Raw genomic sequence first — 13,394 nt, forward strand, 5'->3', positions numbered from 1 at the left:
GCCCAGGAACCCCCTCCCCCTATGCTGTGGGGCACGTGATTCCCGACACATCCCTTTGGAGCGTCGGCTGTCGCCGCACATGAGTCCAGCACTTGATGAGTCCTACAGCATATGAGGGAGCACACCTATGTCTACTGAAATCACTGCAGCTCCGAGGCGATGGAGCCTCACACTCGGCGCCTCCGCCGCCGCCGCGGCCCTGCTTCTCACCGCTTGCGGCGATGACGCCGAAGGCGGCGGGGACGCGTCCGCAGAGGGCGACGTCGGCTCGATGGACGCCGAATTCATCACGATCGGCACCGGCGGATCCTCAGGCGTCTACTACCAGATCGGCGCGACCATGTCCGACATGCTTGCCGGTGAACTCGACGCCGACACCTCGGTACAGGCCACGGGCGCCTCGGCCGAGAACATCAACATGATGACCGACGGCGACGCCGAGATGATCTTCGCCATGGGCGACGCTGTGGTCCAGGCCGGCGAAGGCAGCGGGCCCTTCGAAGACGAGCCCCGCGATAACCTCATGGCCCTCGCAGCCCTGTACCCGAACACTGTGCAGGTGGTGGCCACCGAGGCCTCCGGCATCGAATCCATCGAGGACCTCGCCGGCCGCAGCGTCGCGGTTGGAGACGTCGGCTCCGGCGTGGAGCTCAACGCCCGCACCGTGCTCGACGCCCATGGGCTCAGCTATGAGGATCTCAACGAGGATTTCCTCTCCTACGCGGAGGCTACCGACCAGATGGCCAACGGCCACATCGATGCCGCCTTCGTGACCTCTGGGCTGCCGAACCCGACCCTGACCGAACTGGGCACCAACACGGACTTCATCGTGCTGCCCATCGAAGGTGAAGGCGCCGAGAATCTCCTGGGCGACTACGACTACTTCGCCGAGGACGTCATCCCCGGCGGGACCTACCTCGCCGACGAGGACGTCACCACGGTGGGTGTGACCAACCACCTTATGATCAGCGCAGATCTCTCCGAGGACGCCGGCTATGACATCACCGCGGCGCTCTTCGACAACCTCGAGCGACTGCAGGGGTCACACAGCGCCGCGGAACAGATCACCCTGGAGAGCGTGACCGAAGGACTCGTCGTGCCGCTGCACCCCGGTGCGCAGCGGTACTTCGAGGAGCAGGGTGTCGAGCTGGACTGACCGGGATCAGGAGCGACTCTCCGGGTCGACTCCGCTGGACAGGATGTCGCGGCGACGACTGCTGACCCGCACGGGCACGGTCGCCGCCGCGGCGTCACTCTCCCTCGCCACCGCGATGCTGACCTCCTGCGCAGCAACCCGCAAGCTGGTGCTCCAGCATCAGCGCTCCGGTGAGGTCTACGCCGAGCTGGACATCTCTGAGGATTCCGAGATCACCCATAGCTGGATCCACTCCATCGAACTCTCCCGCTGGACCGACGTCTACCGGCTTTCCGGGAACTCCTTGGTCCTGGTCGCCACACGCTTCTCGGAGTACGGCGCGGGGATGCCGATGGATGAAGGCGACCTCCGGATCGAGGACGGTCAGATCATCATCGAGAACATCGATCGAGAATTCGACGCCATCCGCTGGATCCATTCCCACCGTGTTGACTACCGCATCGGCATCGATGGTCAGGAGGACCTCGTGGACCCCACCGAGCTCCCCCACCGTCAGCCGATTGAACTGAGGCCCCGATGAACACCGCAAGAACCACGGATGTCACCACCCGAGTGGAGCCCCAGGCTCAGCAGGCGGCGGCAGAGGCGGCGAAGAAGTACGACGTCGAGTCCCGCGTGCGCGAGACGCACTGGAAACCGCTGGCGGTGTTGCTGAGCTCGGTCGCGATCTTCACTGCGCTCTACCACCTCTACACGGCGTACTTCGGGACGCCCGCTACGCTGCTGCATCGCTCGCTGCACGTGAGCCTCATCCTGTTCCTGGTCTTCATGCTCTATCCCCCCACCAAGAAGGCCACTGCGGCGTGGTGGCGCATCCCGGACGCGATCCTCGCGCTCGCCGCTCTGGTGCCCACGGTCTACCTGTGGCTGAACTACGACCAGGTGGTCCTGCAGGCCGGACGATTCACCACCACTGATGTTCTGGTGGGCACGCTGCTGACTGTGCTGGTCCTCGAAGCCGCCCGTCGCGTGACCGGATGGGCGCTGCCGATCCTGGCGATGCTGTTCATCGCCTTCGGACTCTATGGACGCGAACTCCCGGGGCTGTTCCGTCACCGCGGCTATGACTGGGACACCCTGGCGTACAACTTCTACGCCACCACCGAGGGCATCTTCTCCACCGCCATCGGGGTCTCCTCGACCTACATCTTCCTGTTCATCCTCTTCGGGGCGTTCCTGGCCAAGTCCGGGATGAGCCAGATGTTCAATGACCTTGCTATGGCGATCGCGGGTCAGGGCCGCGGCGGACCGGCGAAGGTCGCCACCATCGCCTCCGGGTTCATGGGATCCATCAACGGTGCGGCCATCGCCAATGTGGTCTCCACCGGTGCCTTCACGATTCCACTGATGCGCAAGGTCGGCTACACCCGCACCTTCGCCGGCGCCGTGGAGTCCACCGCGTCAGTGGGTGGACAGATACTCCCGCCCATCATGGGTGCTGCGGCCTTCATCATGGCCGAGACGCTGGGCGTCCCGTACACCACGGTGGCGCTCGCCGCGATCGTGCCGGCTCTGCTCTACTACGTCAGCCTGATCGCGCAGATCCATCTGCGCGCCACACGGATGGGCCTGCAGGGGATCGCGAAGGAGAACCTGCCAGCCGTCCTGGATGTGCTCCGAGAGCGCGGACACCTGCTGCTGCCGCTGATCTTCCTGATGTACATGCTGTTCTTCTCCGGTCGCACGATCTTGTACTCGGCGTTTCTCACCATCTTGGTCACCATCGCGGTGGCCATGCTGCGCTCGACCACACGGATGAGCTTCCGGCAGATCCTGGAGGCTCTCGAGGACGGCACCAAGTCCGCACTGGGTGTGGCCGTGGCCTGCGCCTCGGTGGGCGTCATCGTGGGTGTGGTCACCATGTCCGGCTTCGGCGTCGTCCTCGCCAGCGCGATCGTCTCGCTCAGCGGCGGGGTGCTGTTCTGGACCCTGGTCATGACCGCAGTGGCCTGCCTGGTGCTCGGCATGGGACTCCCGTCCATCCCCGCCTACATCGTCACCGCGACGATGGCCGCTCCGGCACTGACCGAGCTGGGGGTGGAGCCGCTGGTGGCTCACCTGTTCGTGTTCTACTTCGGCCTCTTCGCGAACATCACCCCTCCCGTGGCACTTGCGGCTTTCGCCGCCTCGGGCATCAGCGGAGGCAATCCGATGCGCACCGGGGTGGCGTCGATGCGGTTGGCCGCCGCGGGCTACGTGATCCCGTTCCTCTTCGTCTACAACCCCGACCTGCTGCTCCGGGGAGTCGACCTGCTCACCGGGATCGTCGTGGTCGGCACCGCGATCGCAGGAATCCTGCTGCTGGCCACCGCCCTTGAGGGGCACTTCATGGTGGACATGTCCTGGTACCTGCGCATCACCATGGCGGCGGGAGCCATCATGATCCTGACCCAGCACACCACGTACTCACTGCTGGGTCTGGGACTGGTCGGGATCGTGCTGGCGGTGCAGATGGTCCGAGCCCGGGCCGTGGGCAGCCTCGGCCTGCGCGCCATCTGAGCTCTACGGCAGGACCCGCTCGGCCGGAAGGGCGGGAGGCGGACGCCTCAGGTGGCTTCGGTGTCGAAGGGCGCCGCAGCACTTGAGGGGCCTGCCGAGTTCTCCTCCTGCACCGCGGAAGTGGGGGCGGCGGTCGGCGCGGCTGAGCTGGTCGCCGCGCCAGCCCCGGCCATGCCGGCGGCGATGGCACCTGAGGACCGGTTCGCCGCAGCCGGAGGAACGCCTCCGCCGGGCACCGAGGACGTGGTGCCGGCGTCCTTCTTGGCGCGGAAGACCTCGCGGGGATCAGCCGCTGCGCGAGCCGAGTCCAGGGTCCCGGTCACTGCCGATCGGGCTTCACGGAGGTCCTCGCCATACTCGTTGCTCAACGCGTCGCGGATGATCCGGCGCGGATCGTATTGCCGGGGGTCGTAGCGCTTCCAGTCGACGTCGTCGAAGTCGGTGCCGGTCTCGTCCTTGAACCGACCCTTGGCATCCTCGGCCATATCCCGGGCCTGGCGCGCCCAACGGGCCAGGTTCCGGGCATACTGCGGGAGCCGTTCGGGTCCGAGGATGACGAGCGCGAGAACGATCAGGATCACGAACTCGTAGGCGTTGATTCCAGGCACAGCCCAACCCTACCGTCAGCGCCGGTTCAGTCGGTGAGCCAGGCGAGCAGCTCTTCGAAGCCGCGTTCAAGCCGCTCGGAGCCGGTGGGGACGATCGGCAGCACCTGCACCCGGGAGCGGTCGGTGGCCATCACCCAGTTGGATATCTGCTCTGCGGTCTCGGCCGGCAGATCGGAGGTGACCACGTACTGGACCCGCCCGCTCCCCATGGCGGCGGTCCACTCCTGAGCCCCCTCGGAGATGAAGAGCTCACACTCATCACCGGTGCGCAGGGTCAGGGTCTCTCGGACGGATGCCGAGGTGTCCACCAAACCCTCGAGCTTCGATTCCAAGGCTGCGAGCTCGACGTCGGACTCCTCGGGCCGGGTCTCTGAGATGTCCAGCCGATGCTCACCGTCGGTGAGCCGCAGCTGCACCGTGCGGATGTCCTCGACCACTCCGGTCTCTGCGTATTCGGCGGTCAGACCGAACCCCGAGAGGTGCGGCACCGACCAGCCCAGGCTCTTGAGCGCGTTCAGGCTCTCCAGTGGGATCTGCTGGATCTCGGTGCTCTCCGGGGCTCCTGGAAGCGTGGCATCCGAGGCGTCCACCGGGATCAGGTTCAGATCGGTGCTGGTCAGCGGGACGCCTGCAGCGCCGTCGGTGGATTCCTCAACCTCCTGCTGGCTGGACTGCACCCCCTGGGGCAGCAGCGACTGCACCGAATTGATCTGCGGGAGCGCACGACCGCCGACCACCCAAGCGGCGACGAAGATCAGGACTCCCAGCAGCGCAAGCACCAGCAGGGTCAGCACAACAAGCCACCCGGCGCGCGGCCGAGTGGCTTCGTTGGCGACCGTTCCGCGATGCCAGCTGCGGTGTGACTCTGAGCTGCTGGCCCCGGGGACGGCCGGAGTGCTTCGATCGTGCCTGGTCATCCTGACTATCATGAAGGCTAGAACTGTGCAGAAGCTGAAATTCTTCTGGAGATCGATCGGGCTCGGATGCCGAAGAACGACTCCGAGGGGCGACGATCCTCCGGATGCTCAAGCCTCGTGCCGCCCGGTTCACCCACCCGCACGCAGATAAGGTCCCATGAAAGCTCAGCACCCCCCGCACTCGGCCAAACATTCAAGCTGGGCCTACGCCGAACAGCACACCGAAGAGGAGCCCGCGCTCCTCCAGGCCCGACGTCGCGCGGAGAATCTCGGTGTGCAGCCGGTGAGCCAGGGGGTGGCCTCGCTGCTGACCGTGCTTGCCGCGAGCGCCAGGGCCCAGGCCCTGGTCGAGGTCGGCACTGGCGTCGGCGTCTCTTCGCTGGCGCTGCTCCGGGGCGCGACCCCAGATGCCGTACTGACCAGCATCGACTATGAGGCCGATCATATCCAGGCGGCCAGGGAGACCTTCAGGGACGCTCGGCTGCCCTCGGCGAGGACCCGGCTGATCACCGGCCGGGCGGAACAGGTGTTGGCGCGGCTGACCACCGGGGGCTATGACCTGGTGTTCGTCGACGCCGAGGCAACCCATGCCGTGGAGTACGCCGTACAAGGAATCCGGCTTCTGCGCCCCTCGGGACTGTTGATCGTCAACGACGCGCTGGACCATGACCGGCTCCCCCGCCCTGCCGTGCGCGAGGAGACTACACAGCGGATGCGGGAGCTGGAGCGGCTGGTGCTCGAGGAGGATCGACTGCGGACGGCGATGCTGGGAGCCGGAACGGGACTCCTGGTGGCTGCACGGCGCTGAACGGCGCCGGCAGCGGGACGAGCCAGGATACGGTTCAGGCCGGCCGCGCTGTGCGCGACCGGCCTGAACAGAAGGTCATTCTCCGACGGCCTTGATCAGGCACTGCTTGAGTGCCTGAGCCTCTTCGTTGTTGATCTCCAGCACCAGACGGCCCCCTCCGTCGATAGGCACCCGCATGATGAGGCTGCGGCCCTCCTGAGTGACCTCCATCGGCCCGTCGCCAGTGCGCGGTTTCATTGCAGCCATCGAGTGCATCCCTTCCGAAGTTCTTGAGCGTGCATGTCCATGCCCGATGCAAAGATCCAGCGCTTGAACTGAATCCATTATCTCGCATCTGCGAGGAATGTCACTTCACCCGGACAAATCAGACCCTCGGATCGGGCGACGAGGGTGAGCTTAGATCCTTGTCAGGCCTGGCATGAGCGGGATCCGCGAGACCCTGCTCAGGTTCTGCGGTGCCCTCGGGCCTGTCGAGTGGGGGCTCGGGCATGACCCCTGGGGCACCCGAGGCCGGTTCCGACCGGGGCTCTTGCAGCTCCCGCAGCTGCTCCCCCAGCGCGTCGAGCAGACGATCCACCTGATCCATCCGGTAGCCGCGCACGGCTGAGTCGAGACGGACCTCCTGGAGGTCATCCGCAGTGATCGGCTGTGCCGGCCCGCGCCGCAGCAGCGCATCCACATCGGACTCGCCGAGATCAGTGGCCTCCTCGGGCACTGCGGCACCTTCCCAGCGGCCCAGGAGCGCGGCCACCACCATCGCGAACAGGACCACGGCGAGCAGATAGAGCCACAGCATGGGATCAGCCTATCCCGCCCCCGGTGTGCGGGCTCTGGTGCTCACTGCTGCTGCAGGTTCAGCTGCTCCTCATCCAGGGGCAGCTCGTCCACCGGCGGGGCGTCGCTGAGGTCTGGCTGGGTGATCAGCACGAACAGCGCCAGTCCCACCACGTAGACCGCGAAGACCTTGAAATGCCCACGGTAGAGCAGGCGCAGCACCATCCACAGCGCCCCTGCCCCGACGACGGCGGACACCAGGAAGCCCAACGCGTAGTCCTCCCAGCCCAGGAACAATCCGCCCTCGAAGCTGGCAGGGTCGAGCAGGCTCAACGACTGCAGTCCGGTCGCGGCGACGATCGTGGGGATCGCCACGAAGAAGCTGAACTGCGCGGCCAGACGCCGGTGCATGCCCAGCGCGAGCGCTGCCGCGATGGTCAGCCCGGAGCGGCTGAGCCCGGGGAAGAGCGCCGCCGCCTGGGCCAGTCCGATCACGACGGCGACCATCACCGTCATCTGCGCGGCGCCGCGCCAGGTGGTCTTCACCGAGTCTGACCACCACAGCACCGCACCGGTGACCAGGAGCATCAGCGCCACCGCCCAGGGGGTGGTGAAGACATCGGTGCCGTAGGCCCGGATGAACAGACCCAGCACGCCGGTGATCGCGGTGGTGATCAGGCCCAGCAGCGCGAGCCGCAGGTGGATCAGGTGCCGCAGCGTCCGACGTCGGCGCCACAGCCCGAGTTCGCGCCAGATGCCCTGGACCAGTCGCTTGAGCGGTCGCCACATCACCACCGTGACCGAGACCATCGTGCCCAGGTGCACCACCAGGTTGTAGAGGATCATCTCGGGGGTGTCCGGAGACGGCAGGGGTGAGCCTTCGGCCGCCAGCCATTGCTGGACCAGCACCAGATGGCTGGAGGAGCTCACCGGGATGAACATGAACAGCCCCTGGATCACTCCCAGGAGCACCGATTCCCACAGGCTCATCGAGCGGCGTCCCCCGTCGTCACCTCGGTCGGCCCCGACTCCTCGCCGATGATCGCCTCGACCAGGACCGGCAGCAGCTCCCCCGCCGGGCCGCGCAGCCGATGGTGCATGGCATCGCTGAGCTCGGTGGGCTCGGGGTTGACCTCGATCAGCACAGTTCCACGTTCCATCCCGAGCAGCGGCAGCGAGGCGGCCGGCTGGACCAGTCCGGAGGTGCCCACCACCAGGATCAGGTCCGCGGCGCGCATCGCATCTGCCGCGGCGTCGAAGGCCGCCATCGGCAGGGCTTCGCCGAACCAGACCACACCGGGCCGGATCAGCCCCTCCTCGCAGATCTGGCACAGCGGGGGGTCCTCGGGCTCCCTGGGGGCGGTGGCGCCGTCATAGCGTGAGCCCGGCAGCTCCACCGGGGCCTCGCAGTCGGCGCAGCGGTAGGCCGTGATGCTTCCATGCAGGTGGGCGAGGACCTCGGCCCCGGCACGTTCGTGCAGATCATCGACGTTCTGGGTGGCGATGCTGAGACTGCCTCCGGCTTCGCGCAGCGTCTGCTGCCACTGCGCGAGGGCCCGATGGCCGGGGTTCGGGGCGACCTGCTGGATCAGCCCGGCGCGCCAGCGGTACCAGGTGTGCACCAGGGCGGGATCGCTCTCGAAGGCCTCCGGGGTGGCCAGATCCTGGGCGGAGAACCGCTCCCACAGGCCGGTCTGGACCTCGCGGAAGGTCGGCACGCCCGACTCCGCGGAGATCCCAGCGCCGCTGAAGACCGCGACTCGACGGGCGGCCCGGGCGAGGGCGAGGACTTCTTCGGGAATCGGCGGGGCCTCGGACTGAGCAGACATGTCCTCCACCGTATCGATCATGGCGCGCGGAGACTACGCTGAACTCCACAGGCCCGCCCACGGCGGCCCCAGGACCCGAGACCTGCCCCAGACCCTGGAGGAATCATGAGTCAGCCCACCCACCCCTCAGGTGCCGATGGTGAATGGCAGCAGGGTCCCGATGGTCAGTGGCACAAGGTGGCCAGGAAGCCGGTCGCGGCGCCAGGCAGCCCGGAGGCGCCTCCTGCCGGGCCAGCACCTGGTCAGCCGGATCAGCGGGCGGCTCAGCCGGATCAGCGGCCTGGCCAGTCCTCCGGTCGGCCCAGCGGTGCGCCGGGCGTGCCGGTGAGCGCAGGCGAGGAGCAGGGTTGGGGCGTGGCGATGCACCTGGGCGGGGTCTTCCTGTCCTGGCTGGTGCCGCTGGTGCTCTGGCTGGTGTTCCGCCAGCGCAGCCGCATGCTCGACGATCATGGCAAGGAGGCGCTGAACTTCCAGATCACCTTGTTCATCGCCTACCTGGTGGGGGCGGCGACGACGATCATCCTGATCGGCTTCCTGATCCTGTTCCTCGCCTGGGTGCTCTCCGTGGTGTTCAGCATCCTGGCTGCGGTCGCAGCCTACAACCGGCGCCCGTATCGCTACCCGCTGACCATCCGCTTCATCAAGTGAGTCGCCTCCGGTCAGTCCGACCGGGTGCGAAGGCTCAGCTTTTGCGGTTGTAGAAGTACATCGAGAGCGGGCCGAAGACCCCGATGAGCACCACGCAGTAGACCAGCACCAGGGTGACGCTGGAGAACTGTCCGACGCCGGCCATGAGCTCGCGGATGGCGGTCACCACCACCGAGACCGGGTTGACCTCCACGGCGCCCTGCAGCCAGCTCGGCATGGTCTCGGGGTCCACGAAGATGTTCGAGGCGAAGGTCAGCGGCATCATGATGAACATCGAGATGCCCATGGCGGCCTGTTCGGTGCGCACCAGCAGCGAGATCACCGTCCAGACCCAGGAGAGGCTGAAGCTGAACACCAGCAGCAGCACGAACGCAGTGATCACCCCGGTCATGCCGCCCTCGGGCCGGAAGCCCATCACGAAGCCCACGCCGAGGATGATGGTGCCGGCGAGGATGTAGCGGATCTGATCCCCGAGCAGCGCGCCCACCAGCTGCGCCGGGCGCCAGGTGGGCAGCGAGCGGAACCGGTCGAAGACGCCCTTGGAGATGTCGCGGTTCAGCGTCAGGCCGGTGTACATGGTGATCATGATCATCGTCTGCACGAAGATCCCGGGGATCAGGAACTGGACGTAGCCGTCCACCGAGCCCGCGATGGCTCCGCCGAAGATGTAGGTGAACATCACGGTCATCATGATCGGGAAGACGGTGACGTCGAAGAGCTGCTCGGGGATGTGCTTGATCTTCAGCAGCGCACGCCAGCCATAGGTCAGCGAGGCGCTGATCGCGCCCGCCGGGGCCGGGCGTTGATCTGCCGGGACCAGTACGCTCCTGATCCGCTGGCTCTGGTCCCGCGCCGTGGTGGTCACGCCGCCTCCTCCTGTGCGTCTGCGGTCTCCCCGTCAGTCGCCTCGTGAGCTGTCTTGTGGCCGGTCAGGGCGAGGAACACCTCGTCCAGGCTGGGCTGGCCCAGCGCGAAGGTCTCCACCCCCAGGTCGGAGTCCTGCAGCGCGAGCAGCGCCGAGGCCGCGCGGGATTCATCCTCGAGCCGGACGGTCAGCGCCGAGGGGTCTGATTCGCGGATGACCTCGGTCATCAGGGTGCGTCCGAGGATCTCGGCGGCCTCTTCACGGCGGGTCGGGTCCGCCACCCGCACCTTCAGCGCACCGGTGCCGACCTGAGCCTTGAGCTGCCCGGGGGTCCCCTCGGCGATCACCTTGCCGGTGTCGATGACCGCGATCCGGTCAGCGAGCTGGTCGGCTTCCTCCAGATGCTGGGTGGTCAGCAGGATCGTGGTGCCGCCCGCCACGAGAGTGCGGATGATGTCCCACACCTGATTGCGGCTGCGCGGGTCGATCCCGGTGGTGGGTTCATCCAGGAACATCAGCTGCGGGGTCACGATCAGCGAGCCCGCGATGTCGAGGCGTCGGCGCATGCCCCCGGAGTACTTCTTGACCTGGCGGCCGGCGGCCTCGGTGAGGCCGAAGGCCTCCAGCAGGGTCATCCCGCGCACCTTGGCCTGGCGGGAGGTATAGCCGAGCAGCCGACCCAGCAGCATCAGGTTCTCGATCCCGGTGAGATCCTCGTCCAGTGAGGCGAACTGCCCGGTGAGGGCGATCTTCTCGCGGATGGTCTTGGGCTCGGTGAAGACATCGTGGCCCAGCACCCGGGCCTCCCCCGCGTCGGGGCGAAGCAGCGTGGCCAGCATGCGGATCGCCGTCGTCTTGCCGGCCCCGTTGGGGCCCAGCACGCCGTAGATGCCGCCCTGCGCGATGTCCAGGTCGATCCCGTCCACCGCGGCGGTGCTGCCGAACCGTTTGACCAGCCCGCGCGTCTCAATGGCTGGCACACTCATGCGCGGCGATCCTCCCTGGAATTGGTGCTGATCCGTTCTGCTGCGGCGCCCGCCGCACGAGACGGCGACGCCGGTTTGGACGGCTCCAGTTTAGTCTTCCAACGGCGGAAGGGAACCCCCTCTCAGCCCAGCTGCTGCCAGAGCCAGCGGTAGATCAGCGCGTTCATCCTCGCCTGCTGCTCCGGGTTCGCCGCGCCGCCATGGCCGCCCTCGGTGTTCTCCCAGTAGGTGACATCGGCGCCGAGCTGCTCCAGCGCGGCGGTCATCTTCCGGGCGTGCCCGGGGTGCACCCGATCGTCCCGGGTGGAGGTGGTCAGCAGCACCGGCGGGTAGTCCACGCCCTGGGCCACCAGGTGATACGGCGAGAAGCTCTGCATGAACTCCCAGTCGGCGGTCTCCGGGTCGCCGTACTCCGCGCGCCAGGAGGCCCCGGCGAGGAGCTGGGCGAAGCGGCGCATATCCAGCAGCGGCACCTGGATCACCACGGCGCCGAAGAGCTCGGGGTATTGGGCGAGCATGTTGCCGGTGAGCAGTCCGCCGTTGGAGCCGCCGCGGCAGGCGAGCTTCTCCACGGTGGTCACCCCGGTGCTCACCAGGTCCCGCGCGACGGCGGCGAAGTCCTCATAGGCGCGGTGCCGGTTCTCCTTCAGCGCCGCGTGGTGCCAGCCGGGTCCGTATTCTCCGCCGCCGCGGATGTTCGCCACGGCGAAGACTCCCCCGGCCTCCAGCCAGGCCTTGCCCGCGAGCCCGAGATAGCTCGGGGTCTGCGAGATCTGGAATCCGCCATAGCCGTAGAGGATGGTGGGGTGCGGCTCGGGCCCTGCGATCTGGGCGGCCCCGGACACCGTGGCGGGGTCGGGGGTCTCCACGGCCTGGACCGCGTCGGCCCGGCCGATCAGGAAGTATGGGACGCGGGTGCCGTCCTCGCTGGTGGCGAAGCTCTGCACCGAGGCGAGACCATCGGCCTCAAAGCGTTCCGGCGCCTGCTTGATCAGCTCCAGGGACACCGGCTGCCCCCGGCGCAGACCCTCGAGGCTGCCGCGGTAGAGGCTGGTGGGGGTGATCCAGTCGTTGCTGGTGACCCAGACCTCCTCGGACTCTTCTTCGTCCACCGCGGCCACGCTCAGCGAGCCGTGAAGCTCGCCGAAGGCGGCGCCGACCCGCCACTGGCCAGCGTCGCGCCAGTGGGCCTCGACCCGGTGGATCACGTCTTCCAGGATGGTCACCAGGACGGAGTCGCGGGTGAGCGTCACGCCCAGCAGCGCGGCCGCCTCGGTGGGTTCGAAGAGCACACGCAGCTCGGGCTCACCGGCGAGGAACCGCGCGGCGTCGCCGACGATCAGGCTGCCTCCGCGGTAGTCCACCCCGTGGTGGGTGAAGTCGGTGCGCGGGCGCAGCAGGATCAGGTCCCGGTGGAAGCCCACGGAGACGTCGGTGGGCACCTCGATCCGGGTCATCGCGTCCTGCGCGTCGGCGTCGATCAGATAGGTCTCCCGGTCGTAGAAGCCCAGCAGCCGCAGCCCGAAGTGCCGCTCGAACCCGGGGGTGCTGTCGTATCCGACCACGGCGGTCATATGGTCCGCCTCGACGCTGAGCACCGCCTTGGCCTCGGTGAGCGGGGTGCCGCGGTGCCAGCGCCGGGCCACCCTCGGGTAGCCGGAGCTGGTGACAGCGTCAGCGCCGTCGTCGTGGGTCAGATAGACGGTGTCTGCGTCGATCCAGCTCAGTCCGCCCTTGCCCTGCGGACGGTGGAACCCACCCTCCGACTCCTCGACGAAGCGCAGGGTCACCAGATCGAACTCACGGGTGACGTCGGCATCGGAGCCGCCCGGGGACAGCGAGATCAGCGTGTGGCGCCACACAGCGGTCTCGGACTCGCTGCCGCTGTGCGGGCGCAGCACCTCCGCGCCGTGCCAGACCCAGGTCACGCCCTCCTCCGCGCTGAGCGCGTCCAGGTCCAGCAGGATCTCCCACTCGGGGGTCTCGCTGCGGTAGGAGTCCTCGGTGGTGCGCCGCCAGAGTCCCTGCGGGTGCTCCGCGTCGGTCCAGAAGTTGTACAGGTGCTCGCCGCGCTTGGTCACCCCCGGGATCCGGTCGGAGGCGTCGAGGATCTCGCGCAGCTGCGTGCGCAGCGGGTCGAACGACTCGTCCTGGATCCGCTCCTCGGCCCGGGCGTTGCGCTCGCGCACCCAGTCCAGCGCGCGGTCCCCGGTGACCTCTTCGAGCCAGAGATGCGGATCGGCCTGCGCGGGGTCGAGGTCCGGATTGATCAGGGGGTTCGCCGAGGAGACTGTCATCCCCCAA

At 67.6% G+C, this 13,394-nt stretch carries 14 protein-coding genes; 5 read left to right on the plus strand and 9 right to left on the minus strand.

Annotation, left to right across the window (positions count from 1 at the left end; all coding sequences use genetic code 11):
• Positions 1-127 precede the first annotated feature (127 nt).
• The 3 genes from EV640_RS00525 to EV640_RS00535 are packed head-to-tail and all read left to right on the plus strand — an operon-like array spanning position 128 to position 3,655.
• Positions 128-1,156: a TAXI family TRAP transporter solute-binding subunit gene (locus EV640_RS00525; protein WP_036474284.1), complete on the plus strand. Its 1,029-nt coding sequence runs from the start codon at positions 128-130 to the stop codon at positions 1,154-1,156.
• A complete protein-coding gene (locus tag EV640_RS00530) occupies positions 1,140-1,676 on the plus strand; it encodes a DUF1850 domain-containing protein (RefSeq protein WP_133725461.1) in 537 nt (178 codons plus the stop codon). Before EV640_RS00525 ends, EV640_RS00530 begins: the two co-directional genes overlap by 17 nt.
• Positions 1,673-3,655, plus strand: a complete 1,983-nt coding sequence (locus EV640_RS00535; RefSeq protein ID WP_133725462.1) for a TRAP transporter permease — start codon at positions 1,673-1,675, stop codon at positions 3,653-3,655. Before EV640_RS00530 ends, EV640_RS00535 begins: the two co-directional genes overlap by 4 nt.
• Before the next feature lie 47 nt (positions 3,656-3,702).
• Here EV640_RS00535 and EV640_RS00540 read toward each other — a convergent pair whose 3' ends face one another.
• Together EV640_RS00540 and EV640_RS00545 are read right to left on the minus strand one after the other, a co-directional pair.
• Positions 3,703-4,263: a twin-arginine translocase TatA/TatE family subunit gene (locus EV640_RS00540; RefSeq protein WP_133725463.1), complete on the minus strand. Its 561-nt coding sequence runs from the start codon at positions 4,261-4,263 to the stop codon at positions 3,703-3,705.
• Positions 4,264-4,289: 26 nt separating this feature from the next.
• Positions 4,290-5,180 (minus strand): hypothetical protein, encoded by an 891-nt coding sequence (locus EV640_RS00545; protein ID WP_133725464.1) that lies wholly within the window; start codon positions 5,178-5,180, stop codon positions 4,290-4,292.
• Between the two features lie 157 nt (positions 5,181-5,337).
• On the opposite strand from EV640_RS00545, the gene EV640_RS00550 reads away from it, so the two are divergent.
• Positions 5,338-5,988, plus strand: coding sequence for an O-methyltransferase (locus EV640_RS00550; protein ID WP_036474293.1), 651 nt, complete (start codon positions 5,338-5,340; stop codon positions 5,986-5,988).
• Between the two features lie 75 nt (positions 5,989-6,063).
• Here EV640_RS00550 and EV640_RS00555 read toward each other — a convergent pair whose 3' ends face one another.
• The 4 genes from EV640_RS00555 to EV640_RS00570 all read right to left on the minus strand — a co-directional run bounded on the left by EV640_RS00555 (position 6,064) and on the right by EV640_RS00570 (position 8,591).
• Entirely contained in the window at positions 6,064-6,234 is a 171-nt protein-coding gene (locus tag EV640_RS00555; protein WP_084479395.1) for a DUF3117 domain-containing protein, read from the minus strand.
• 118 nt (positions 6,235-6,352) lie between these two features.
• On the minus strand, positions 6,353-6,784 hold the full coding sequence (locus EV640_RS00560) for a DivIVA domain-containing protein (RefSeq protein WP_208292148.1): 432 nt from the start codon (positions 6,782-6,784) through the stop codon (positions 6,353-6,355).
• A 41-nt stretch (positions 6,785-6,825) separates the two neighbouring features.
• Positions 6,826-7,752, minus strand: coding sequence for an undecaprenyl-diphosphate phosphatase (locus EV640_RS00565; protein ID WP_084479396.1), 927 nt, complete (start codon positions 7,750-7,752; stop codon positions 6,826-6,828).
• A complete protein-coding gene (locus tag EV640_RS00570) occupies positions 7,749-8,591 on the minus strand; it encodes an SIR2 family NAD-dependent protein deacylase (protein WP_133725465.1) in 843 nt (280 codons plus the stop codon). The genes EV640_RS00565 and EV640_RS00570 overlap by 4 nt, the downstream gene beginning before the upstream one ends.
• 105 nt (positions 8,592-8,696) lie before the next feature.
• Here EV640_RS00570 and EV640_RS00575 point away from each other — a divergent pair, with 105 nt between their 5' ends.
• Positions 8,697-9,239: a DUF4870 domain-containing protein gene (locus EV640_RS00575; RefSeq protein WP_084479397.1), complete on the plus strand. Its 543-nt coding sequence runs from the start codon at positions 8,697-8,699 to the stop codon at positions 9,237-9,239.
• A gap of 34 nt (positions 9,240-9,273) precedes the next feature.
• Here EV640_RS00575 and EV640_RS00580 read toward each other — a convergent pair whose 3' ends face one another.
• From EV640_RS00580 to EV640_RS00590, 3 genes are all read right to left on the minus strand, one after another.
• The gene (locus EV640_RS00580; RefSeq protein ID WP_133725466.1) at positions 9,274-10,104 is read right to left on the minus strand and encodes an ABC transporter permease; all 831 of its coding nucleotides are present in this window, start codon (positions 10,102-10,104) and stop codon (positions 9,274-9,276) included.
• Positions 10,101-11,090, minus strand: a complete 990-nt coding sequence (locus tag EV640_RS00585) for an ATP-binding cassette domain-containing protein (RefSeq protein WP_133725467.1) — start codon at positions 11,088-11,090, stop codon at positions 10,101-10,103. The genes EV640_RS00580 and EV640_RS00585 overlap by 4 nt, the downstream gene beginning before the upstream one ends.
• A 122-nt stretch (positions 11,091-11,212) precedes the next feature.
• Complete coding sequence (locus tag EV640_RS00590) at positions 11,213-13,387, minus strand: prolyl oligopeptidase family serine peptidase (protein ID WP_133725468.1); 2,175 nt, start codon at positions 13,385-13,387, stop codon at positions 11,213-11,215.
• Positions 13,388-13,394: the final 7 nt, after the last annotated feature.

The organism is Nesterenkonia aurantiaca, from assembly GCF_004364585.1.
GTDB classification, from domain to species: Bacteria; Actinomycetota; Actinomycetes; order Actinomycetales; family Micrococcaceae; genus Nesterenkonia; species Nesterenkonia aurantiaca.

Bases quoted from the DNA above. Each gene is read 5' to 3' on its own strand.
- EV640_RS00525 (WP_036474284.1), top strand. From the start codon at position 128: ATGTCTACTGAAATCACTGCAGCTCCGAGGCGATGGAGCCTCACACTC.
- EV640_RS00535 (WP_133725462.1), top strand. From the start codon at position 1,673: ATGAACACCGCAAGAACCACGGATGTCACCACCCGAGTGGAGCCCCAG.
- EV640_RS00545 (WP_133725464.1), bottom strand. From the start codon at position 5,180: ATGACCAGGCACGATCGAAGCACTCCGGCCGTCCCCGGGGCCAGCAGC.
- EV640_RS00550 (WP_036474293.1), top strand. From the start codon at position 5,338: ATGAAAGCTCAGCACCCCCCGCACTCGGCCAAACATTCAAGCTGGGCC.
- EV640_RS00555 (WP_084479395.1), bottom strand. From the start codon at position 6,234: ATGGCTGCAATGAAACCGCGCACTGGCGACGGGCCGATGGAGGTCACT.
- EV640_RS00560 (WP_208292148.1), bottom strand. From the start codon at position 6,784: ATGCTGTGGCTCTATCTGCTCGCCGTGGTCCTGTTCGCGATGGTGGTG.
- EV640_RS00565 (WP_084479396.1), bottom strand. From the start codon at position 7,752: ATGAGCCTGTGGGAATCGGTGCTCCTGGGAGTGATCCAGGGGCTGTTC.
- EV640_RS00570 (WP_133725465.1), bottom strand. From the start codon at position 8,591: ATGTCTGCTCAGTCCGAGGCCCCGCCGATTCCCGAAGAAGTCCTCGCC.
- EV640_RS00575 (WP_084479397.1), top strand. From the start codon at position 8,697: ATGAGTCAGCCCACCCACCCCTCAGGTGCCGATGGTGAATGGCAGCAG.
- EV640_RS00585 (WP_133725467.1), bottom strand. From the start codon at position 11,090: ATGAGTGTGCCAGCCATTGAGACGCGCGGGCTGGTCAAACGGTTCGGC.
- EV640_RS00590 (WP_133725468.1), bottom strand. From the start codon at position 13,387: ATGACAGTCTCCTCGGCGAACCCCCTGATCAATCCGGACCTCGACCCC.